This is a genomic window from Halomonas sp. 3A7M (assembly GCF_014897875.1).
Classification (GTDB): domain Bacteria; phylum Pseudomonadota; class Gammaproteobacteria; order Pseudomonadales; family Halomonadaceae; genus Vreelandella.
In genome coordinates this window covers 1-21,090 of record NZ_JABUZD010000023.1, presented here as the reverse complement: position 1 = coordinate 21,090, position 21,090 = coordinate 1, and the positions used below count along the sequence as shown (strand labels likewise).

General features: G+C 54.4%; 20 protein-coding genes. 5 read left to right on the top strand and 15 right to left on the bottom strand.

All coding sequences use genetic code 11. The features are described from left to right. Window positions 1-104 precede the first annotated feature (104 nt). Both INT19_RS01700 and INT19_RS01695 read right to left on the bottom strand, forming a co-directional pair. Window positions 105-3,266, bottom strand: coding sequence for an efflux RND transporter permease subunit (locus INT19_RS01700; RefSeq protein WP_193059471.1), 3,162 nt, complete (start codon window positions 3,264-3,266; stop codon window positions 105-107). A gap of 6 nt (window positions 3,267-3,272) precedes the next feature. Beyond that, window positions 3,273-4,457: an efflux RND transporter periplasmic adaptor subunit gene (locus INT19_RS01695; protein WP_193059470.1), complete on the bottom strand. Its 1,185-nt coding sequence runs from the start codon at window positions 4,455-4,457 to the stop codon at window positions 3,273-3,275. 480 nt (window positions 4,458-4,937) lie between these two features. Between INT19_RS01695 and INT19_RS01690 the strand changes: the two genes are divergently transcribed. Beyond that, window positions 4,938-5,897 (top strand): AraC family transcriptional regulator, encoded by a 960-nt coding sequence (locus INT19_RS01690; protein WP_193059469.1) that lies wholly within the window; start codon window positions 4,938-4,940, stop codon window positions 5,895-5,897. A 27-nt stretch (window positions 5,898-5,924) separates the two neighbouring features. Here the strand turns inward: INT19_RS01690 and INT19_RS01685 are convergent, their stop codons facing one another. From INT19_RS01685 to INT19_RS01670, 4 genes are all read right to left on the bottom strand, one after another. Continuing rightward, window positions 5,925-6,851 (bottom strand): sigma-70 family RNA polymerase sigma factor, encoded by a 927-nt coding sequence (locus INT19_RS01685; protein ID WP_193059468.1) that lies wholly within the window; start codon window positions 6,849-6,851, stop codon window positions 5,925-5,927. Window positions 6,852-6,866: 15 nt separating this feature from the next. Continuing rightward, complete coding sequence (locus INT19_RS01680) at window positions 6,867-7,301, bottom strand: RidA family protein (RefSeq protein ID WP_226912649.1); 435 nt, start codon at window positions 7,299-7,301, stop codon at window positions 6,867-6,869. Between the two features lie 67 nt (window positions 7,302-7,368). After that, on the bottom strand, window positions 7,369-7,827 hold the full coding sequence (locus INT19_RS01675) for a carboxymuconolactone decarboxylase family protein (protein WP_193059466.1): 459 nt from the start codon (window positions 7,825-7,827) through the stop codon (window positions 7,369-7,371). Between the two features lie 287 nt (window positions 7,828-8,114). Next, window positions 8,115-9,050, bottom strand: coding sequence for an AraC family transcriptional regulator (locus INT19_RS01670; RefSeq protein WP_193059465.1), 936 nt, complete (start codon window positions 9,048-9,050; stop codon window positions 8,115-8,117). 112 nt (window positions 9,051-9,162) lie between these two features. Here INT19_RS01670 and INT19_RS01665 point away from each other — a divergent pair, with 112 nt between their 5' ends. Then, the gene (locus tag INT19_RS01665) at window positions 9,163-10,380 is read left to right on the top strand and encodes an MFS transporter (RefSeq protein ID WP_193059464.1); all 1,218 of its coding nucleotides are present in this window, start codon (window positions 9,163-9,165) and stop codon (window positions 10,378-10,380) included. Between the two features lie 117 nt (window positions 10,381-10,497). On the opposite strand, the gene INT19_RS01660 is transcribed toward INT19_RS01665, so the two are convergent. Further along, window positions 10,498-10,851, bottom strand: coding sequence for a MerR family transcriptional regulator (locus INT19_RS01660; RefSeq protein ID WP_193059463.1), 354 nt, complete (start codon window positions 10,849-10,851; stop codon window positions 10,498-10,500). Window positions 10,852-10,931: 80 nt separating this feature from the next. On the opposite strand from INT19_RS01660, the gene INT19_RS01655 reads away from it, so the two are divergent. After that, window positions 10,932-11,747, top strand: a complete 816-nt coding sequence (locus INT19_RS01655) for an aminotransferase class IV family protein (RefSeq protein WP_193059462.1) — start codon at window positions 10,932-10,934, stop codon at window positions 11,745-11,747. A 178-nt stretch (window positions 11,748-11,925) separates the two neighbouring features. On the opposite strand, the gene INT19_RS01650 is transcribed toward INT19_RS01655, so the two are convergent. From INT19_RS01650 to INT19_RS01630, 5 genes are all read right to left on the bottom strand, one after another. Beyond that, entirely contained in the window at window positions 11,926-13,122 is a 1,197-nt protein-coding gene (locus tag INT19_RS01650; RefSeq protein WP_301397752.1) for a multidrug effflux MFS transporter, read from the bottom strand. 173 nt (window positions 13,123-13,295) lie between these two features. Continuing rightward, the gene (locus INT19_RS01645) at window positions 13,296-13,724 is read right to left on the bottom strand and encodes an SRPBCC family protein (RefSeq protein ID WP_193059461.1); all 429 of its coding nucleotides are present in this window, start codon (window positions 13,722-13,724) and stop codon (window positions 13,296-13,298) included. Then, entirely contained in the window at window positions 13,711-14,202 is a 492-nt protein-coding gene (locus INT19_RS01640) for an SRPBCC family protein (protein WP_193059460.1), read from the bottom strand. Before INT19_RS01640 ends, INT19_RS01645 begins: the two co-directional genes overlap by 14 nt. Continuing rightward, window positions 14,195-14,524, bottom strand: coding sequence for an ArsR/SmtB family transcription factor (locus INT19_RS01635; RefSeq protein WP_083007844.1), 330 nt, complete (start codon window positions 14,522-14,524; stop codon window positions 14,195-14,197). Before INT19_RS01635 ends, INT19_RS01640 begins: the two co-directional genes overlap by 8 nt. Window positions 14,525-14,561: 37 nt before the next feature. Beyond that, window positions 14,562-16,127, bottom strand: coding sequence for an MFS transporter (locus INT19_RS01630; protein ID WP_193059459.1), 1,566 nt, complete (start codon window positions 16,125-16,127; stop codon window positions 14,562-14,564). 93 nt (window positions 16,128-16,220) lie between these two features. On the opposite strand from INT19_RS01630, the gene INT19_RS01625 reads away from it, so the two are divergent. Further along, a complete protein-coding gene (locus INT19_RS01625; protein ID WP_193059458.1) occupies window positions 16,221-17,009 on the top strand; it encodes a helix-turn-helix transcriptional regulator in 789 nt (262 codons plus the stop codon). Window positions 17,010-17,101: 92 nt separating this feature from the next. Here the strand turns inward: INT19_RS01625 and INT19_RS01620 are convergent, their stop codons facing one another. Then, window positions 17,102-18,316, bottom strand: a complete 1,215-nt coding sequence (locus tag INT19_RS01620; protein WP_193059457.1) for an MFS transporter — start codon at window positions 18,314-18,316, stop codon at window positions 17,102-17,104. Next, on the bottom strand, window positions 18,316-18,951 hold the full coding sequence (gene wrbA / locus INT19_RS01615; RefSeq protein ID WP_193059456.1) for an NAD(P)H:quinone oxidoreductase: 636 nt from the start codon (window positions 18,949-18,951) through the stop codon (window positions 18,316-18,318). The genes INT19_RS01620 and wrbA overlap by 1 nt, the downstream gene beginning before the upstream one ends. Window positions 18,952-19,087: 136 nt before the next feature. On the opposite strand from wrbA, the gene INT19_RS01610 reads away from it, so the two are divergent. Further along, window positions 19,088-20,008, top strand: a complete 921-nt coding sequence (locus INT19_RS01610) for a LysR family transcriptional regulator (RefSeq protein WP_193059455.1) — start codon at window positions 19,088-19,090, stop codon at window positions 20,006-20,008. Window positions 20,009-20,099: 91 nt separating this feature from the next. Here INT19_RS01610 and INT19_RS01605 read toward each other — a convergent pair whose 3' ends face one another. Then, window positions 20,100-20,948, bottom strand: coding sequence for a LysR family transcriptional regulator (locus INT19_RS01605; RefSeq protein ID WP_193059454.1), 849 nt, complete (start codon window positions 20,946-20,948; stop codon window positions 20,100-20,102). Window positions 20,949-21,090: the final 142 nt, after the last annotated feature.

Sequence of the window (21,090 nt, the reverse complement as noted above, 5' to 3'; positions counted from 1 at the left end):
AGTGGTGTGTTGGATTACTCTACTGCACTAAACCCTCTTGGTCAGAATTCGCATAAGTACGTTAGCAAGGCCCTCCTTCTAGCATCCCTTCTTGGCTGGCATCATTATTCAGCGGTCAAAGTAGAGAGGTGATGGCTGACAAGCGGGCGAGAGCCAGAGAGCTTACGCAGCGCCACATAGAATACCGGAGTGAGGAAAAGCCCAAACAGGGTGACCCCGACCATGCCGGCAAATACCGCCGTACCCAGCGCTGCCCGCACCTCGGCGCCCGCCCCGGTGGCAATGACCAACGGTAGAACAGCGGCGGTGAACGTGATCGAGGTCATAATAATAGGGCGCAGTCGCAGTCGGCAGGCTTCTAGGGCCGCGTCCACCACGCTTTTGCCCTGCAGTTCCAGCTCGCGGGCGAACTCCACAATCAGAATAGCGTTCTTACACGCCAAGCCAATTAGCACCACCAACCCTACCTGTACGAAAATATTGTTGTCGCCATCACCAAACCAGACGCCGATGAGCGCCGAGAGCATGCACATGGGTACAATCAGGATCACCGCTAAAGGCAATGTCCAGCTTTCGTAGAGAGCCGCCAGCACCAAAAACACCAACAGTATCGACAGTGGAAAGACCACCAGCGCAGCGCTCCCCTGGGTGGACTGCTGGTAGCTCAGGTCGGTCCATTCGAACGCCATGCCCGGTGGCAGCACCTCCATTGCCAAGGCGTTGATCGCATCCATTGCCTGGGCAGAAGAGAGCAACCTAGGATCAGCCTCCCCGGCTAAGTCCGCCGCCGGATAGCCGTTGTAGCGCAACACCGGGTCTGGCCCGAAGGTTTGCTTGATGTTTACCATGGTGCCAATAGGCACCATTTCGCCCTGGTCATTGCGGGCACGCAGGCGAGCAATGTCTTCCACGCTGGTCCGGTAAGGAGCGTCCGCTTGGGCAATTACCTGCCAAGTGCGGCCAAAGCGATTGAAGTCATTCACATAGGTCGAACCAAGATAGATCTGCAGAGTGTCGAAGAGCTCGGTTAGTGGCACTCCCTGGGCTTTAGCCCTCAGCCGATCGACCTCTGCATCTAACTGCGGCACATTAGATTGATAGCTGCTAATCGGGAACCCCATCCCTGGCGTTTGGGCGATAGCGCCCTGGAGCTGATTAACCGCTCCCTGCAGCGCTCCGTAACCCAGATTACCGCGATCCTCGATGAACATCTGGTAGCCCGACCCATTGCCAAGACCAAGAATTGGGGGCGGCATAAACGCAAACGCAAAGCCTTCTTTCAGGCCACCTATGCCCTGATTAATCCTGGCGTTTATCTCTGCGGCGGTGAGACTACGCTCGCCAAAGGGGCTAAGAGTGAGAAACACTACCCCTGTGTTGGAAGTGTTCGTGAACTGCAGCGCATTGAGACCAGGAAAGGCAATGGCGTGCTCAACACCGTCGGTCTCCATGGCAATATCTACCACCTCTTGAAGCATCTGGTCGGTTCTCTCCAGGGATGCCCCCTCTGGCAAAATAACGCCGGCAATCAGGTACAGCTTGTCCTGCACCGGAATAAAGCCGGGAGGCACCACCTTGAACATCAACCCGGTTCCGGTGAGTAATAGAGCGTAAACCATAAATACCGCCCCCCTCCGTTTTAGGGAGCGCGCCACGCCGCCCTGGTACTTTTCTGCGCTGGCGTTGAAGAAGCGATTGAAGGGCCGAAAAATCCAGCCGAATAGCCAATCGATTAGCCGGGTGAGTCGATCCTTAGGCGCATCGTGGGGTTTGAGCAGCATCGCCGCCAAAGCGGGCGACAGGGTTAAAGAGTTAATCGTGGAGATAACAGTAGAGATGGCTATCGTTACCGCAAACTGGCGGTAAAACTGCCCGGTCACCCCGGAAAGAAAGGCCATGGGTATAAACACCGCACACAGCACCAAGCCAATAGCAACGATCGGTCCAGAGACCTCCTTCATCGCCTGGTGAGCCGCGGCCTGGGGATTGAGCCCTTCGCCGATGTTACGCTCGACGTTCTCCACCACCACGATGGCGTCATCGACCACAATGCCGATGGCCAACACCAGCCCGAATAGGGTCAGCGTGTTGATCGAGTATCCCAGCAGATAGAGCGCCCCGAAGGTACCGATCACCGATACTGGCACCGCCAACAGCGGAATGATTGAGGCGCGCCAGGTTTGCAAAAAAAGAGTAACGACCAGTACTACCAGCAGCACGGCTTCCAGCAGGGTTTTGACGACTGCCTTGATCGAATCGCTAACAAAGATAGTGGTGTCGTAGACCGCCTCATACTCAACGCCGGTAGGGAACTGCGTGGCTAACTCATCCATGGTGGCCACCACCTGCTCGCGGATAGCTAGCGCATTGGCACCCGGTGCCTGGAAAATACCAATGGCGACCGCGTCATTGCCATCAAGCTGCGAACGCAGAGTATAGTCTCCAGCGCCCATCTCCAGCCGGGCCACATCCGACAACCTTAGAATGTCGCCACTGTCACCGCGTTTCAGCACGATGTCGCCAAACTCCTCCGCCGTCTCCAAGCGCCCACGGGCGTTGATTAGGGTCAGAAAATCACTCTCTCCGATGGGTTCAGCGCCCAACTGCCCGGCGGATACCTGGACATTTTGCTCGCGCATGGCAGCCACTACATCACTGGCGGTGAGACCACGCGCCGCCACCCGCTCGGGATCGAGCCAGGCACGCATGGCGTAGTCACCACCACCAAATATCTGGGCGTCCCCTACCCCTTCGAGCCGGGCAAGGCGGTCTCTGACATGCAGCCGCACATAGTTACGCAGATAGAGGGTGTCGTATTCGCCCCCGGGCGAGGTCAGGTGAACGACCATCAGGAAAGTGGGCGACTGCTTCTGGGTGGTCACGCCCTGGCGGCGCACGGCTTCCGGCAAACGCGCCTCGGCTTGACTTACCCGGTTCTGTACCCTGACGGCCGCCTCCTCCGCATCAGTACCAGGGCGAAAGGTGACGGTCATCTGCAGTACGCCATCAGAGCCTGCGACGGACTTGAAGTACATCAAGTCCTCGACACCATTGATGGCTTCCTCCAAAGGCGTCGCCACCGTCTCGGCGATCTCCTTCGGGTTGGCACCCGGATAGACCGTACGCACCACCACCGAGGGTGGCACCACATCCGGGTACTCGCTGATCGGCAGATTGGGGATGGAGATCAGCCCGATCGCCAGGATGATAATCGACAGCACCGCCGCAAAGATCGGTCGGTCGACAAAGAAACGGGAGAAATTCATGGCGGTTTACTCTTCCCTGGCAGCAAGGGTGGTGGGTGGGGCATCGACAGTCGAGGCGGCAACGGCGCTTTGCGGGCTCACTTCCATTCCAGGGAAGAACACTTTTTGCACACCGTTGACGATGATTCGATCACCGGGGCTAAGTCCTTCGGTGATCACCATCTGCTCCCCCATCTGACGACCGGTAGCTACTTGGCGACGCTCTGCCCGATTGTCACCAGCCACGACATAGACATAGCGACGATCTTGGTCGGTCAAAATTGCCTTACGTTCCACCAGCAGCGCCTGTTCCAAACTCGCTATCGGCATTTCAACCCGGGCAAACTCTCCCGGCCGGATACGGCCATCAGGGTTGGCCAACCGAGCACGGAACTGCAGTGTTCCCGTGCTGGGATTTAAACGGTTATCAATAAAGTCCAGCGTGCCACTGTATTGACGCTGTGGGTCGCCGCCCAACTCAATCTTCAGGCTGCTCTCTTCATCGGATAGCAGGGCTTGGCTGGCAAAAGCGGCCTGTTCGTCCGCTTCGAAGTAGACATGAATCGGGTCGATGGTAACGAGAGTCGTCAACAGGCTTTGGTCAGCGTTAGCCAAATTGCCTCGGGTCACCATTGCCCGACCGGCACGACCACTGACCGGCGCTGTAATGCGGGTGTACTCAAGGTTAAGCTCGGCGGTCTGCAGCGCTGCCTCAGCGGCATCGACCATGGCACGAGAAGTGCTCAGGGCCGATTGACGCTGGTCGTGTACCTCCTGTGAAATCGCCTGACGCCCCAGTAAGACCCGAGCACGCTCAGCTTCACTGCCCGCTTGAGCCTGCTGGCTCCTGGCCTGGGCTAGATCCGCCTGGGCGGCACTAACACGGGCTTGGTATGGGCGCGGATCAATCAGGAACAGTAGATCCCCCTGCTCCACAAGCTCTCCCTCTTCGAACGCCACCTCCTGGATATAGCCGCTGACGCGAGGTCTTAGTTCCACCGTTTCTGCGGCTTCTACTCGTCCTGTGAAGATCTCACTCAACACTACCGGTTGGGAAACCATACTCACCACCTCTACTTCTGGCGGCGGTGGTGGCGAAGCTGCCGCCTCCTCGCTCTTGGCCTCGCAGCCGGTAAGTAAAGCCATTACCAGTAGCAGCGGGATGATTCCCCGGCAACTCGTTGAGCGAGCACTTTGATCCAAACTTCCCATGATTACTTGCTCCAGTGACTATCGGAAACCGATATCAGCGTTGGTTATATAATTGCGTACCGCATTGGTGGTTAGCTTTTAACTAGTCGGTTGGGTAGCGTCAGATTCGACATCCACTTTGCAACCTCAAGTTAAGTTGAGGTCAATAGGTCAACGGTCGATTTTTTATCAAGGAGGCTGACAGGGGGGTTGCTAGCTCCTAATCAGAAGCTCTCTACGGTAGGGTCTTTAAGGACAATGGAGGTATCGGGTTCCTGCGGTAAGATTGCCTATTTCTGTCGTGAGGAGTGACAAGCTTCACTTGGCGAGGTATTTGGATCATCGCGCTGTTTCGGTTTTTTAGCATAATGACCGTTTTCTGACACGCGGCACGGATTGTCGGTTTCTACCCAGTGCTTGCCCGATCCTGCAAAAAAACTGAAAAAGCCTCCTATGCGCGCAGCGAAGGCATATACTGCAGGCTGTTAGGGAGGAGAGCCATTGACCGATACCGTGCCTGAGCAGACCACCTATTTCAGTGACAGCCTGCCGCAGCAATTAAGCAAAATTGTCCGTCGCTGGACGCCCTTGGAGGAGCTTCAGAATACGGCGATTCCCGAGGTGCAACTGATACGTGCTGACACCCCCACCACCTTTCACTGCGCCGTATATGAGCCGTGCCTATGCTTTGTCATTCAGGGCAGCAAGACGGTGCTATTGGGTGACAAGGAGATCGTCTACACCGGACCTAGCTACATGGGAAGCGCCATTCACCTACCGGTGGTAGGCAGAATTGACCATGCCACTCCGGAAACCCCCTACCTAGCAGTAAAAGTTTCGGTAGACCCTCAGGAGGTAGCAGGACTGATACTGGAACTGGGTGACAAAGCTCCGCCCGCGGGAAATGATACTATCTGCCCCGAGACAGACTGCGGATTAAAATCGGCTCCCATGGATACAGCTATGCTGGGTGCGCTCTATCGACTGTTAAGCCTGCTCGACTCACCGGAAGATATTCAGGTACTTTCGCCCCTAGCTAGGCGCGAGCTAATCTACCGGGCACTCATGGGTGCAATGGGGCCTCACATGCGTCGATTCGCCGCCTCTGACTCCCAAGCCAACCGGATTGCAAAGGTCATCTACGCCCTTAAAGAAAGCTACACGCAACCGTTCAAGATCAGTGAGCTGGCAGCCGCCGCCAACATGAGTGAATCGACGCTTTACCATAGCTTCCGACAAGTCACACGCATGTCGCCCCTGCAGTACCAGAAGAAACTACGCCTACACGAAGCCCGACGACTGATGCTGGCAGAAGGGCTGGAAGCGGCCACGGCCAGCTACCGGGTGGGTTATGAAAGCCCCTCCCACTTTAGCCGCGAATATAGCCGCATGTTTGGCGCGCCGCCCAGAGCCGACGTCATTCAGCTCAGAGGCGCTAGGGCAGCAACACAACCCGCCTAGTCACCGGCGCTATTGGACAGCGTATTATTATTGAGGAGGACTGTCGGCACATACGTCACGCCCAGCAAACGGCTCCGGAAAATAATCCACTAGGTGGCGTAATTTATCCGGGTTACGAACAACATAGAGCGCCTGGATACGACTATCCACGATGTCCAGCATCATGACCTGAGGCAGCCCATCTTGTTCGATAGTTAACCACCCTGGTAGCCCGTTGACGATCACAGGATTAACCCAACGAGGATGGGATCGCGTCGACTTACGCGCCAAGCCTGCAAAGAACCGACTGATTTTCTCGACTCCGATAATCAGACGTCGCGCAGCAATCCGCTGGCCCCCACCATCAGTATGCAGAGTGGCCCCTTCACTCAGCAAAGCCTGCAGTGCTGCAACATCGCCACTACGAGCTGCCTCAAAAAATTGCTCGGTCAGTTGGCCATGCTCACCAGCGTTAACCTGATAACGCGGACCAGCGGCCTGCACTCTTTTCCGAGCCCGGCTGGCGAGTTGCCGACAGCTTGCTTCACTGCGCCCCAAACTGACGGCTACCTGATTAAAACCCAGCCCGAAGACATCGTGCAGTAGGAACGCAGCCCGTTCCAGAGGCGATAGCCGCTCTAGCGCCAGCATCAAAGCGAAAGACACATCACTGGCCAACGCCTCGGGGTCTTCTGGGGCATCCAGCGCTTCCACTAAAGGCTCTGGTAACCAGGGACCAACATAAACCTCCCGTTGCCGGTGTGCGGTTCTAAGACGATCAAGACAAAGCCGACTAGTGACAGTCGTCAAATAAGCCCGCACATCTGATACCGAATGGTGGTCAACAGCGTGCCAACGTAGGTAAGCATCCTGTACGACATCTTCCGCTTCGCTCACTGACCCAAGCATGCGATAGGCGATACCGGTCAAATAACGGCGCCAGTGATTAAACTGGCACGCAGGCTGTTCAGCCATGGATCCTCGCTCCCGCTAGTCAAGAACGGCAGTCGCGTCCACTTCAAACAGCATGCCATCCAGCGCTAACCGCGGCACTGGAACAAGCGTCTGCGCTGGCAGTGAGTCGCCAAAGGTCTCCTTCACATAGTGGGTCATTACCTCCAACATGGAAGGATCATAATTGACGACATAGGTGTTAATACGAGTGACCTGCTGCGGGCTCGCATTCAACTCGTCTAACACAATCCTAAGATTGCGATAGGCCTGGGCCACTTGGTCAGTAAATGACGCTGACAGTATTCCCTGGGCATTTTCGCCCCCCTGACCGGCAATGTAGGCGACCCGGCTGCCGCCGCTGACAATCACCGCGTGGCTATATCCGTTAGGAGCAGGATCATAAAGTTCCGTGGGGTTGACGATAGCCGTTGTTACCCCGCCGGCGTAAGCAGTGTTCAGCATCATACTCATAGCGATAACTCCAAATTTAAAATGTTGGATGCAACAGGAATACATGACACGAACTCCTGAACGTTGATCAGCGGGCTATTTTCGCCTCATTAGGATGAACCGAACGAAAGCCTACACTGATCCGGTTCCAAACATTAATCGCACCAATCAGCAGCGTTAGGTCCACAAGCTCCTTCTCAGTAAAGCTCTCCAGGCCCTGCTCGTAATCCTTAGCTGGAGCACCAGTGTCAGGCAGCCGTGTTAAGGCTTCGGTCCAGGCCAACGCCGCCCTCTCCCGAGGTGTATAAAGAGTGGACTCGCGCCATGCAGACAACAGGTAGAGCCGCTCCTCGCTCTCCCCCGCGGCACGGGCATCACTGGTATGCATATGCAGGCAATAGGCACAGCCGTTGATCTGAGAGGCGCGTGTTTTAACCAGCATAGCCAGGCTAAACTCCAACCCACAATGACGCACGTACTCCTCTAGCTTCGTCATCGCGGCAATGCCTTCTGGGGAGGCTTTATAGGCATTCAGGCGTATTTCCATCGTTCTATTCCTCTGCAGTGAGTGGTGTGGAACCTTTCCACGGGAAGCTCTACAGAGGTAGACGGAATAGCCTCAGGGTTTGTGACATGGCGGGGATAATTTAAAAAACATTAGCCGTCCGGCGACGATCCTGCCCTTGCGCCCTTGTATGACTTGAGCCTGCTCAGTGCAATATTCGGAATATTTGAAAGCTTCCAGCATGCCGCTGCGCTACTGCGCTCGAAAGTGTTCCCTCAGTTATCGGCACCTTCTGGTTCTCACAAGGTACTGAAGAGAAGGTTCCACCGTCACACGATCTCTACTACACGTGCTTCACTCGGTGGGTGTCCAATAATCCGTTTGAACGCGCGACTGAATGAGGCTTCGGAGTCATAGCCAAGCCGGTTAGCGGCCACGGCGATGCGCATATTATCCCGCGCTATCCACTGTCGAGCCTGAAACATCTTTACCCGCGCCACATACTTGGCAGGAGTCACACCTAACATACGGCTGAACTTCTCGTTAAAGCTGGAACGCGAAGCCCCCATGACATGGGCTAGCTCAGCAACGGACCAATCGCGCTCCGGTTGCGTGTGGATGGCTGTCAGTACCTTGCCGAGCTGGGGACAACGCACGGCGGCAATCCAACCGCTGGAGTCGTCGCTGCTGGCACACTCAATCCAAGCACGAATAATACTGGCTGCCAGCACATCGGCCAAACGGGCAAGTATGCCGCAGGCACCGACCCGATCCAGGCTAATTTCTCGCTCCATTGCTTCCAGTAAGGCAGGTACCGATGGGTCGCGTTTAGCCAAATCGCTAGCGCGCATCATGTCAGGCATCATCGCGATCAGTGGATGTAGCGGGTCGAGATTGAAGTGCATGGCACCACAAAAAAGTACATTCGGTTCAATGTCGCCCTCTTTTGATTCACTGTTCACCAGATAAATATTCTCAGAGACCGGCCTACGCGCCAACGTAGCCTCATCCACTGCAGGCACGTCTTGCGAGCTGGCCATTACATGGGACGCTCCACGCGGAAAGAGCACCGCATCTCCAGGGTTGAGATATGTCCAGTCGGTTGTCTCGGTACGCAACCAGCACCCGCCTTGAGCTACAAAATGAAAATGTGCTGCTGTCTGGGCTGCGGTTGCGACGGCCCAAGGGGGGCGCAGCAGGCAGCGACCATACTCAACGCCCTCAAGGCGCAGGCCGAGCAGAATTTCAGTTAAGGTATCGCGCATATCAATGGGCTCTATTTGGACAAATAGTCATGCTTTTAGGTTTTTATATCATAGAAAAGCCAAAACCTTAACTCTACACTGCAGCTTCAACTACCACTTTAGTAGGCCTGCAATGAACGACACCACTTGCTCTGCCAACCCACAGTTACTGATAGCCACACCCACCGCTGAACCTGCCCAAGCCAATTGGATGGGTATTGTCAGCCTCGCGCTGGGGGTGTTTGGTTTGGTGACTGCTGAGTTTTTACCGGCTAGCTTGCTGACTGCCATGGCAGCAGATCTCAGTATCTCCGTTGGCGCCGCGGGCCAGGCGGTCACGGCTACCGCTGCGGTCGCTGCACTTGCCGCGCTAACAATCCCACTCCTGACGCGCAATTTTGATCGCAGGTTTGTGCTGCTTTTGTTAACGCTGTTACTCGTCATTTCCAACGCCCTTGCGGCCACAGCTAGTAGCTATTTTATTTTAATTATTGCTCGAGTATTGCTGGGAATTGCCTTGGGAGGGTTCTGGTCGATGTCCGCCGCGCTAGCAATGCGCATGGTGCCCGATAACCTGTTTGCACGCGCTATGTCTATTGTTCTGACAGGTGTGTCTGTCGCTACCGTTTGTGCAGCGCCTCTGGGCGCCTATATTGGTGGTCTCTGGGGGTGGCGCAGTGCGTTTATTGCCGCCGGTTGCCTTAGTCTGGTAACGCTCGTGGCTCAGCTTTTCGCCGTTCCCGCCATGCCGCCAAAAGACAACCCAAATCTGCGCACTCTCTTCCATCTGCTCAAACGCACGCAGGTTCGCGTTGTGCTACTAGCCGTGGTGCTGATGATTTCAGGTCATTTTGCCGGATTTACCTACATACGACCGCTCCTTGAAGAGGTGGCGCAACTATCCGTCAGTGCAATCTCTGCTGTACTGCTCGGCTTTGGTATTGGTGGCTTCTTTGGCAATTTCGCCGGTGCATTTATCGCTGAACGTAGCGAGCGCAACGCCATTATGTTTGGTGGGGCACTCATTATTGCGATCACCATTACGTTACTGTTCGCGGGTAGTTTAGCCAGCGTTACTGCTGTATCTATCGCACTGTGGGGGTTTGCTTTTGGCGCTTTTCCCATCGGATTTCAAACCTGGATAGTTCGTGCTGCGCCGGATCAGGTTGAAGCGGCAGGAGGCTTGATAGTTGCCGCCTTTCAGGTTGCTATCGCCAGTGGCGCCATAGGCGGCGGTATATTAGTGGATTACCTCGGCGCTTTAGGTGGGCCCTTACTAGCCCTGATCACTACCAGCCTGGGAACACTGCTTGTGCTGTCATTTGGGCCACGCTCAAAGAGCCAAGCCTGATAGCAAGAAAGCCGGGGGGCAGTGAAACTCCCCGGCTCTCCTTTGGGATAGACCACTCAGTAAAAACGTGGTGTCTCAAGCATTATATGCCCCTTGAAATTACCGCTACCTACCGCTTTAGCGCCGTTCTATATCGCACAGGAAACTCTCCAGAATGGCTCGGCTTTGGGCCAGTTTCGCCGCTTTCTGGTCAGCAAGACGAATTTGTTCGTGCAAGACATTGCGTAGTTCGTCACAGGGTTCGAAGACAGGCTCCTCGCCTCTCACACAGGGTAAGAACTGCTGGATAGTCGCAAGGGTCATGCCTGCCGAACCAAGCAGCTTGATCCGCTCAACAGTGCGGACCTCATCCGGAGCATAATCACGATACCCACTCGCGCTGCGCTTCGGCTTCAGCAAACCTGCCTCTTCATAGTAACGCAGCATGCGGATGCTCACGTCGGTACGTTTTGCTAATTCGCCTATTTTCATTTCCCCCTCTTGACCCTCACAGCACTGTAAGGGTTTAGGGTAGTGACTCCTCACTGCCAGTTCAATCAGGAGTCAATGTTATGTCTGCTAACGTCAGCAATGTTCAGGCCCATATCAATGGGCAGCCAGCCACTCTTTCAGAGCTGATACCCCTGGCCTTTGCCGGGTTTGCGCATTTCACAGCAATGCAGGTACGAGACCGCAAGGTTAAAGGGCTAGACCTGCACTTAGATCGCCTACGAAACGCTTCAATAGACTTTTTTGGCAGAGCGTTTCCCGATGAACAGCTCTTGTCCTACATCAGAACAGCCATTGATGAGGGTCCGAAAGACCAGTCACTAACAGTCACCATCTTTTCCCGTAATGGTGAGTTCACGGCGGCCAGTATGGATGGGGAGCTAGCAGTGCTCATCCGCACAGGTGCCCCCTCTCAAGGCCCCACAGGCCCGCTGAGGCTGGGTACGGTGGCACATGAAAGACCTTTGGCCGCCATAAAACATGTTGGTGAATCCGGCAAAACCTTCTATCTACATCAAGCCATACGCCAGGGCTTCGACGATGCAGCTTTTGTTGACAGCCACGGGCACCTGAGCGAAGCAACGATATGGAACCTTGTCTTTTGGGACGGCGAGGCGGTTATCTGGCCACAGGCCGAGATACTACAGGGCACCATGATGAGCATCATCCAGCGTCAACTGGATCGCCTTGGGATTCCCCAGCGTCATGAGGTCATTACCACCGAACGGCTTCGAGAACTGTCCGGTGCGGCGGTGATGAACTCATGGACACCGGGGATCGCCGTCACGGCCATTGATTCAACGGCTTTTGCAGAAGCAACACCGTTCATCAATTTGCTCCATAACGCCTACCAAGCTGAATCCGCTAATTTCATTTAATGACGCTCGCTGACTATTTGCGTAGCGAAATACCGGACGTTCAGCGCGTTGGCTAAGCCCATCCCGCGTGACAACGAACCTAGGGATATTGCCGATCTCGTTTGCTTGGATAGCGGGACCTGAGAGCAGATCGGTAACAGCACTCGGGCGCGGTTCAATGTGACATCTTTCAAAAACCTTAGACCACGGCCTCTTGTGACGTACCGCGCAAGGTCAACAGCGACAGGCCCGCTGCCACCAGCGAGCACAGTGCGATGGCTGCGGTCAGCATCAGTGGGGTGCCGTCGAACACCACACTGACCACAGCGATGGCGACCGCGCCCAGCATCATTTGCAGGGTGCCGCCCAGGGCCGCCGCTGTACCGGCGATGGGGCCGTGTTCCTCCAGCGACAACACCATGGACGTGGGAATCACCAGACCAAGAAACGCAAAGGTTGTAATCAGCATTCCCACCAGCAGCGGGAAACTGGTGTATCCCAGCGCCACCAGCGTAAACATCAGGCAGGCCGACACGGCGTAACAGGCCACCGCCCATTTCACCACCGTGATGGAGCCGAAACGGACACCGAGATTGGAGGCAATTTGGCTGGTGGTAAAGAACCCCAGGGCGTTCAGTGCGAACGCAAGGCTGAACTGGAATGCTGTAAGGCCGTAGTAACCGGTGTAGAGAAACGAGGCGGTGGCCAGAAAGGCAAAGAAACTGGCCATGCCCATACCACCAATCAACGTCAGGCCCATATATCCCGAGTCCCGGAACAATACGCCGAAAGCGTTCATCATAGCGTTGAAGCGAAAAGGTGCGCGGTCTGCCGGGGCCAACGTTTCCTTCAAAGCGAAGCCGGTCAGAAACAGGCCCAACAGCGTGGCAATGGCGACTGCCAGAAAGACAGCACGCCAGCCGAAGGGCACGATGATCGAGGTGCCCATCAGGGGTGCCAGCATGGGTGAAACGGCGATTACCAACATGATGGTGGACATCATGCGCGTCGCCTCGGTGCCAGTGTAGCGGTCACGGATCACCGCGCGCGGAATGGACATGACCGCAGCCGCCCCCATACCTTGCAAAAAGCGCAAAGCAATCAGCCATTCGATGGTGGGCGCAAATGCACAACCAATCGAGGCGACACCGAAGATACCAAGGCCAAAGTAGAGCGGTGGCTTGCGGCCGAGCACATCGGAGGCCGGTCCGTAAAAAAGCTGACAGATACCAAATGCAATGAAGAACGACATCAACGTCCATTGAGCGGCCGACACTGACGCCCCCAGGTCTTCACTGATGGCCGGCATAGCAGGCAGATACATATCAATGGCAAAAGGGCCGATCCAGCTCAGCAGGCCGAGCACCAGTGCCATTTTGATCATATCGGTTTTCACTGAATATTCCTTTATCAATAAGTGTGTTCATCCGAAAGCCGAAATGGCTTCGTCCTATGTTCTATGTCCTATGCCAAGCAGTCGTGTGAGGGAGGTAAATATCGACAACAATATGGAAAATATTATTCTAAAGGCTGATCGTGCTTGCTTGTCACAATTGAACAGCGGCTCTACTAAAACGTCCGGGTCTGGTAATGAATACCGGCCCCTTCTTCACAGTATTGCTTAAGGCTCAGCAGAAATATCGCCCAGTTATAGTTGCAGAAACGGTAGAACTCGGTCACTTCACGCCAATCGGTATGCTTGAGAGTGACGGCCGTTTTGCCTCCTCGTTGTTCTAGCTCGAAACTTATGCTGGTCCCAATCCACTCCGGGTCTGAATCGATACATTGCCAAGTCATCTTAGCATTGGGCACCAGCTCCACGATCGTCATCTTTGTCGGGTGCTCATCCCCAAATCGGAATTCATTGACCGCATCAAGTTGGGCAGTGAATGTTAAATCCTGGGTCCACACCTCGGCCAGGCCACGAGCCGTAGTCAACACTTCGTAAACACGTGAAAGAGGGGCATTGACGTATTGAATATGTTCAATGCGCGCCATCAGTATCACTCCTTAGCAAAGGGCTGCCGCCTTCCAGCAAGCTTTTGAGGCTGGAAAGAATGAATGGCCAGCCGACGCTGATGCCTTGCAGTACCTTGCTGCTCTCCTCGAATTGATCGTGAATCAGCGTTAGGCGTACTTGGCCCATATACTCGGCAATCTCAAACGTGACCCGAGACGGTTTTTCAGGTCTCGTCAGATCAACTTTTTCGCCCTCGTATCCTGGCATCTCGTCATCGTTTTCAGGAATGAAGGTATAGGACAAACGGTGCGGCGGATCTGACTCCAGCACCTCGCCGCGCCAATCCAGTGATCCATCGGCCTTGACGAGTTTAACCGTTGCTCCCGCTGTCCACTCCGACGTAATTTGCCGCCCACCCCAGTATTCGCGGGTAAACTCCCCTTCCGTCAACGCTTTCCACAGTTGCTCGGGCGTCGTGTTAATGTAAATAACGTAGGCAAAATCGGGCTTACTCATTGTGATGGTCCTCAAGCTTCTGTTTGAGACTGTCCACCGCCGCAATCCGCTGGTGAGTGAACTTACTGACCCAGCGTTGGTGGATCTGCTGAATTGGCTCGGCATTGAGGTAGTGCAGCTTTTCTCTCCCCCGCCACGCCGTAACCACCAGCCCCGCTTCTTCCAGCAGCGCCAAGTGTCTGGTAACGCCCTGACGACTCATGGAGAGTCGTTCGCATAGCTCATTGAGGGCCTGCCCATTATTTTCAAACAGGCTATCCAGCAGCTGGCGCCGCGAGGGATCAGCGAGCGCTTTGAAAACAAGATTGAGATTAGTTGTCATAATGACATTATGCAACCAAATAGTTGCATGTCAAAATTTAGTGCTCATTCTCACCAACTGCCTGTACATGCCGGAGGCTAGCAGCCGACAACAACGCCAGCGCCAAAATAGTGATGCCACTGACGATGGCCACAGCATTCATTCCTTGCGTAAACGCTGACTGTGCTTGCTCAAGTATCCCGCCGGGAAGTCGTTCAGCAACGGACGTTGCGGACCACAAACTTTCTCCAAGGGCACGGGAGACATCGTCTGGCACCTCATCAGGAATCGCACTGGCAATCTGCACGCGATACAACAAGGTTCCCAGGCTACCGAGAAGTGCTACGCCCAGCGCTACACCCAACTCCTGAACCATCTCGGACATCGACGACGCGGACCCAGCTTTTTCCGCAGGAGCCGCGCCTACCACCAAGTCGGTGCCCAGCGCAGCGATGGTGCCCAACCCCAGATACACTAATGAAAATCCCAAAACGACCTGGAGTACCTGAACAGAGAGCGGGTCTACTTGAGCCAGAAAAGCACAGCCGATGCTTGCAAGCATCAGCGCGACAGCAATAACAAACGCAGGCCGAATACGGCGCGCCAAGATAGGAGCAAGAATACCGGCAAGCACCATCATCAGCGCTGGCGGCCCCATCCACAGCCCAGCAATCAGCGGCGTGTAGCCCGCTACTAGCTGAAGATATTGAGTGACTAGAAGCATCATTCCCGCCACACCCACCAGCCCTAGCAACATTATGACCAGCGCAGCAGTGAAGGTTTTACTGGCAAACAGTTTGAGATCAAGCAAAGGATCAAGAAGCTGCTTTTGTCGACGCACAAAGAGCAGTGTTCCTACGATTCCCAACACAAGTGTGGCCAATACCAGTGGCGTCACACCGGCTTTAGAGAACGCCTTTATGGCATAGATACTGGGCAGAATTGCTATCAACAGCAGTAGAACACTTAAAATATCCAGACGGCCTGCCTGCGGATTGTGATACTCCGGCAGCAGTAATGGCGCAGTTAATAGCAGTACGATGACGATGGGCACGGCAATTAGGAAAGCCGCTCCCCACCAAAAGGGGGCTAACAGCAACCCACCGACTACCGGCCCCAAGGCCATCCCCAGTGCAAACATGGTCGCCCATATCCCAATCGCCAATGCGCGCTGGCGCAGATCAAAAAACATATTGCTAATCAAGGCCAGCGTAGAAGGCATCAGCGTTGCTCCGGCAATACCCAGTACTGCCCGCGCCACAATAAGCCACTCGGCATTAGGCGCATAAGCAGCAAACACTGACGCGACCGCAAACGCAAAGGCCCCGATCATTAGTAGTCGACGTCGGCCAACCCGATCCCCTAGCGTGCCCATCGTGATAAGAAAACCAGCGATCATGAAGCCGTAGGCATCCATAATCCACAGCGCCTGAGTACTGCTAGGCTGTAGATCTACCGCTAAGGCAGGAAGCGCAAGGTAGAGAATAGTGACATCGAGCCCAAGCAGCATGGTGGGCAGGGCCAATACCGCAAGCCCCGCCCACTCTTTAATGCCAGCTTTGTTGCAGGGGCTTCCGCCTGTGTCCGTATTACCAGGGGTGTGAACATCACAGCTGAATGACATGTCGCCTCCGACTTCATCAAGGAAGCAGGCATTCTCAGACACTCAATATGGGGTTACAATATAGCTAATTATCCTATTACTAGAGGTAATAGCATGGCGAATCATCGGCTTGAGCGAACGCAGTGTGATCTCACCGAATTCATGCTGCGGCATCGCCGCAAATTAACGCCTGCTGACGTCGGGCTTCCCACTAGCGGGCGAAGGCGTACCCCGGGCTTAAGACGAGAAGAGGTTGCTGCGCTCGCTGGGGTAGGCCTGACGTGGTACACCTGGTTTGAGCAGGGCCGTGACATTAAGGTCTCCGAACGTTTTCTGCTCAACATCTCCCGCGCCCTAAAACTGGATGACGCCGAGTGCTGCCATCTTTTTCTATTAGCGCACCGCCGAGCACCGCCTGCAGAAGCGTATCAAGAGCAGAGCACTTCCCCCCGAATCCAGTCGCTGATGGATGACCTTTCTCGCCCTAGTTACGTGATGAACCTGCGTTGGGATGTTATTGGCTGGAATACGCAGGCTGATGAACTACTTCAGTTCAGCAGCCGAGAAGCGTCTGAGCGCAATCTATTAAGGATGGTATTTACGGCTCCCGACCTACGCCGACGACTCCCTGACTGGCAACAGGATGCGTCGAATATGCTGGCACAGTTTCGTTGTGACTTAGCTGTCGCCCCTGAAGACCCAGTCATGCAAACGCAAATTGAAGAGCTTTGCCAGTTATCGCCAGACTTCCGGCACTGGTGGGAAGCGTCAAGCATGGAAGGTTACAACCGAGGAATCAGCAGCCTCCTTGATACAGAGGGCGAGCATCATACCTATACCCATGAGACGCTCATCGTTGATGAGCACCGTCATCTCAAGATGGTGGTTTACTTCGACTGCTAATGTCGTGTACTAGCCACTGACGAGCCTGATACACCGTTACCCGCGCAACATACTGGGCAGGAGTCACTCCTAACATACGGCTAAACTTCTCGTTAAAGCTGGAGTGCCCTCCTTCCGGGCTGCACGCGTAGCTTTTGAAATGCGATGAGTAAAAGTACTGCTAAAAATCCACTTACGCTAATCAGCAACGATACCGCTGACCAACTAAAAGCGCTGGCCAATCCTCCTGCAACCACTGGACCAATCAATAGCCCGATATTGCTACCTTGCATGGCAAAGCCAAGTGTGGCGCCAACCAGTGAGCTATGAGGCGCGTAATCCGGGGCACTTTTAAAGATCACCACCGGCACAAACCCGCTAGAAAAGGCAAAAACTACACACAAAGCGTATATCCCCCACTCTGGTGTGGGCGCGCTGAATACGCCGATACCACCGAACACCATAGCGCTAAAGCCTGCAGCCAGGAGATAGATGGACTGCACCCCGCGAGTCAAAAGTTGCCCACCGACGACATTACCAACACCACTTAACGCGATGGCAGCGGCACTTAGCAAACTCGCACTCTCATCACTGACCCCAAGGCGCTCTGCTAGCAACGTCGGCAGAAAACTAAAAAGAGCGAAGAAGATGCAAGAGAAGATGACGAATAACCCCCCAAGCACCCAAGGCCCGGGGGCAGTAATGGCTTCCCTTATATCGCCAAGTATCGAGTTATGATTCACTCTAAAACTCTCCGACGCTGACACTACCCACCCCAAAAGTGCGGCATAGCCAATTAAGATTCCAGCGTTAAACAGCCAAAAACCACGCCATGTAAGCCAGTTCATCAGTGGCGCTGATAGAAAGACCACGGTCATTCCGACCGGCATAAAAACTGCCCAAAGCGCCATCGCTCTACCGCGAATACTGGCTGGCGCTGCTGCGGCAATCAGTGTAGGGGCAGCGACAGTGAGCCCGAGAAAACCCAGGCCTTCAAAAACGCGTGTTGCAAGAAGCATTTTAGCATCGCTTGAAAACGCTCCTAGCGCAGAGCCTACCCCCATCACCACTAAGCTACAGAGAGCCATTCGCCTTGCGCCAATGCGATCAACGGCTAAACCGATAGGTGCTCCAGCGACGGCACCGATGACGGCGAACGCAGACATCAACCAAGCAGCCGTACCGAGTCCCAACTGCAATTCCTCTTGCACGGCCTTGAGAGCCATCGATGCCTTACCAACCTGGCAGGCTGCAATGACGCCCGCCCCGATGATCAGTGCGACTATGGGCCAGGCCGCAGCCGTTGGCGATGAGTGAGCACCGCTCATCAGGAGGCGACCTGCGTTCTTTGCTCCCGGCCGTTTACCAGAGCAGTGGCGATTTCTGCAACGTGTCTGCCTTGAAAGCGTGCTCCGTCAAGTTCATTGGCGCTTGGTTGGCGACTACCTTGCTTATCGTCTTCAGCCAGCGTAGAGGCACCATAGGGTGAGCAGCCGGTAATCTCGTCCATACGCATTTGCCCCTTGAAGGTATAAGGCAAGCCGACAATCACCATACCCAGATGCATCAACACCACCTGCGTAGCAAGAATCGTCGATTCCTGACCGCCATGCTGGCTGCCTGTTGAAGTAAAGACACTACCGACTTTGCCCACTAGACAATCCTCAAACCACAGCCCCCCTGCCTGGTCGAGAAAATTCTTTATCTGACTCGCCATGTTGCCAAAGCGAGTCGGAGTACCAATGATGATGGCATCGAAATCCGCAAGTTCTGCGACTTCAGCAACCGGCGCTCGCTGATCAAGCTTGTAGCCTGAGCGACTGGCGATACTTTCAGGCACCAACTCCGGCACTCGCTTGATAGCAACATTGGCGCCCGCTTGCCTAACGCCTTCTGCCACAGCTTCCGCCATTGTTTCGATATGGCCATAACTCGAATAGTAAAGGACAAGTACGTTACTCATGTGTAGGTCTCCTAAGGTGTCTCACAATGAGGAGGATGCAGTCATGCTCCATCCGCACTCCTCAGGCAAAACTACACTCGTCAATTAACTAAAAAAAATGACAATATTTAGTCTTTAACTATCTACTTAATCGATCATGTTAGATGCCCTGACACTTGACCAAATGCGTGTGCTCATTGCCGTTAGCGAAGCAGGAAGCTTTAGCGGTGGTGCGGAGCGCCTAGGGCGAGCACAATCAGCGGTCAGCTATGCCATTGGCAATCTCGAGGCGCAGTTGGGCGTTACTCTTTTTGACCGCTCGGGCTACCGGCCTGTTTTGACGCCCGAGGGGAGAATGCTGCTGGCGGACGCACGCGCCATTCTTCTTAAAGTTGACACACTGCGTGCTCGTGCACGGGGCTTTGGAGAGGGTGTAGAACTAGGACTGGATATCGCGCTCGATCCACAATTTCCGCTAACTGTTGCCTCGCGGGCCTTAAAAGAGTTACAGGACGCCTACCCTCTTGTATCGGTACGCGTGCTGTCTGCCCCCCTGGGTGAGGCCATTCAGCTACTTCAGCAACATCGCTGTACCCTTGCCATCAGCGGAATTGACATACCCGATCCTCGGATCGAGCGAGAAGCTATTGTGTTTGTCCCACGTGCTGCTGTGGTATCCACAAGCCATCCGTTAGCCAATCGCACAGCGAGCGGGGAGACCATTACGGCAGCCGAACTCGCTGACTATGTTCAAATCGTTACCGAAGACCCATCCACTCTCACTCGCGGTCGCGAATACGATGTACTGTCACCGGGTACGTGGCGGGTGGGCGATAATTCAACAAAACATGCGCTAATCTGTGCAGGGATTGGCTGGGGCAATCTGCCGCTATGGCTGATCGAGCGTGATCTACTGGAAGGACGACTCGTCCGCATACCGGCGGCCGAGTTCGGCTCCGAGGGCGAAACCGTTGTTCGGATGTGGCTGATGCATCGTACAGACGAGCATCTCGGGCCAGCTGCCAAAACGTTAAAGGAGGCCCTAATTCGTCAGGCAGTGACGTTAGGTACGGAGTAGAAAGCGGCGATTAATCCGCAACTCAAGCGTGGACACTATGATCCAACCAGGAACGTTATCTGCCCGATGTTGGGAAAAGAGCAGTGCAAACCTATTTGATCTGAGACTTAAGCCAATCGATAAAAGCCTGCATTTTGGCACTATGCTGCCAGCTTTCGGTCGGGATGTAGTAACACAGCAGAGAATCGACGCTTTGATACGAAATGGGCTGCAATGCGTTGGCTTTCACAAAGTCAGAAACCAGTGTCTCTGAACAAAACACCAGTCCTTTCCCAGCAAGAGCTTCATACACACCATAAAGCTCCTGATCAAAATACCTTATTTCAAAATTTGGCAGTGACGCTCCACTTTCAATTAGCCAGTTTTTCCAAGGCGAGTCCGGCAGTTTCTTGTTCTTCCATTTAGTCAGATAGACCGTTGCTGGCTTATCCACTGTGATGGAGCGGATAAAAGGACAGCTCCCATATAGGTTAAAACGCTCTTTCTTTAATAAACTTGATTCATCAACCCGGGTTACGTCCCCCAAACGGATAGAGAGGGTATTCACTTTTGATGCCACGACTTCGCCCGTTGATATTTCAACATCAATATTTTGGTAAATTTTATTAAAGTCATGTAGCAACGGAATTAGCACCAGGGCGGCAAAGGATGAGGTGGTATCAACATTCAGTCGCGAGGCATCTGACTTTATATTATCTAGCGCAGTCTGAATTTTCTGCAAACCGGCGGTTGTCGCCTCAGAGAGCTGGTGCCCTTCTGACGTTAAAGTCACGCCCCGGTTGATTCGGGTAAACAGCCGCACTCCCAACCTATTCTCAAGGTTGCTGATATGATGCGACACATTCGCCGACGTTATCGACAGCTCCTCGGCAGCATCTTTAAAGCTCCCCAGCCGAGCGGCTGCTTCAAACACCTTAATCGCCTGTAGTGAAGCATTCACCGCTAGCCTCCTATTTTTGGTCTCAACCCGGCTTCTCAATAGATAAGTTTTTCTCACCTATCGATCCAGTTTATTCATTTGTCGCAGTATTGGCAAAAGGTAAGCGTTCATCCTACGACGTAGTTGACCTACTTCACGTCAC

What these genes read in the sequence shown, in the direction of transcription:
- INT19_RS01640 (WP_193059460.1), bottom strand. Translation starts at nt 14,202, where the DNA reads ATGAGTAAGCCCGATTTTGCCTACGTTATTTACATTAACACGACGCCC.
- INT19_RS01610 (WP_193059455.1), top strand. Translation starts at nt 19,088, where the DNA reads ATGTTAGATGCCCTGACACTTGACCAAATGCGTGTGCTCATTGCCGTT.
- INT19_RS01625 (WP_193059458.1), top strand. Translation starts at nt 16,221, where the DNA reads ATGGCGAATCATCGGCTTGAGCGAACGCAGTGTGATCTCACCGAATTC.
- INT19_RS01665 (WP_193059464.1), top strand. Translation starts at nt 9,163, where the DNA reads ATGAACGACACCACTTGCTCTGCCAACCCACAGTTACTGATAGCCACA.
- INT19_RS01675 (WP_193059466.1), bottom strand. Translation starts at nt 7,827, where the DNA reads ATGGAAATACGCCTGAATGCCTATAAAGCCTCCCCAGAAGGCATTGCC.
- INT19_RS01630 (WP_193059459.1), bottom strand. Translation starts at nt 16,127, where the DNA reads ATGTCATTCAGCTGTGATGTTCACACCCCTGGTAATACGGACACAGGC.
- INT19_RS01645 (WP_193059461.1), bottom strand. Translation starts at nt 13,724, where the DNA reads ATGGCGCGCATTGAACATATTCAATACGTCAATGCCCCTCTTTCACGT.
- INT19_RS01685 (WP_193059468.1), bottom strand. Translation starts at nt 6,851, where the DNA reads ATGGCTGAACAGCCTGCGTGCCAGTTTAATCACTGGCGCCGTTATTTG.
- INT19_RS01670 (WP_193059465.1), bottom strand. Translation starts at nt 9,050, where the DNA reads ATGCGCGATACCTTAACTGAAATTCTGCTCGGCCTGCGCCTTGAGGGC.
- INT19_RS01660 (WP_193059463.1), bottom strand. Translation starts at nt 10,851, where the DNA reads ATGAAAATAGGCGAATTAGCAAAACGTACCGACGTGAGCATCCGCATG.
- wrbA (WP_193059456.1), bottom strand. Translation starts at nt 18,951, where the DNA reads ATGAGTAACGTACTTGTCCTTTACTATTCGAGTTATGGCCATATCGAA.
- INT19_RS01635 (WP_083007844.1), bottom strand. Translation starts at nt 14,524, where the DNA reads ATGACAACTAATCTCAATCTTGTTTTCAAAGCGCTCGCTGATCCCTCG.
- INT19_RS01695 (WP_193059470.1), bottom strand. Translation starts at nt 4,457, where the DNA reads ATGGGAAGTTTGGATCAAAGTGCTCGCTCAACGAGTTGCCGGGGAATC.
- INT19_RS01620 (WP_193059457.1), bottom strand. Translation starts at nt 18,316, where the DNA reads ATGAGCGGTGCTCACTCATCGCCAACGGCTGCGGCCTGGCCCATAGTC.
- INT19_RS01655 (WP_193059462.1), top strand. Translation starts at nt 10,932, where the DNA reads ATGTCTGCTAACGTCAGCAATGTTCAGGCCCATATCAATGGGCAGCCA.
- INT19_RS01700 (WP_193059471.1), bottom strand. Translation starts at nt 3,266, where the DNA reads ATGAATTTCTCCCGTTTCTTTGTCGACCGACCGATCTTTGCGGCGGTG.
- INT19_RS01680 (WP_226912649.1), bottom strand. Translation starts at nt 7,301, where the DNA reads ATGAGTATGATGCTGAACACTGCTTACGCCGGCGGGGTAACAACGGCT.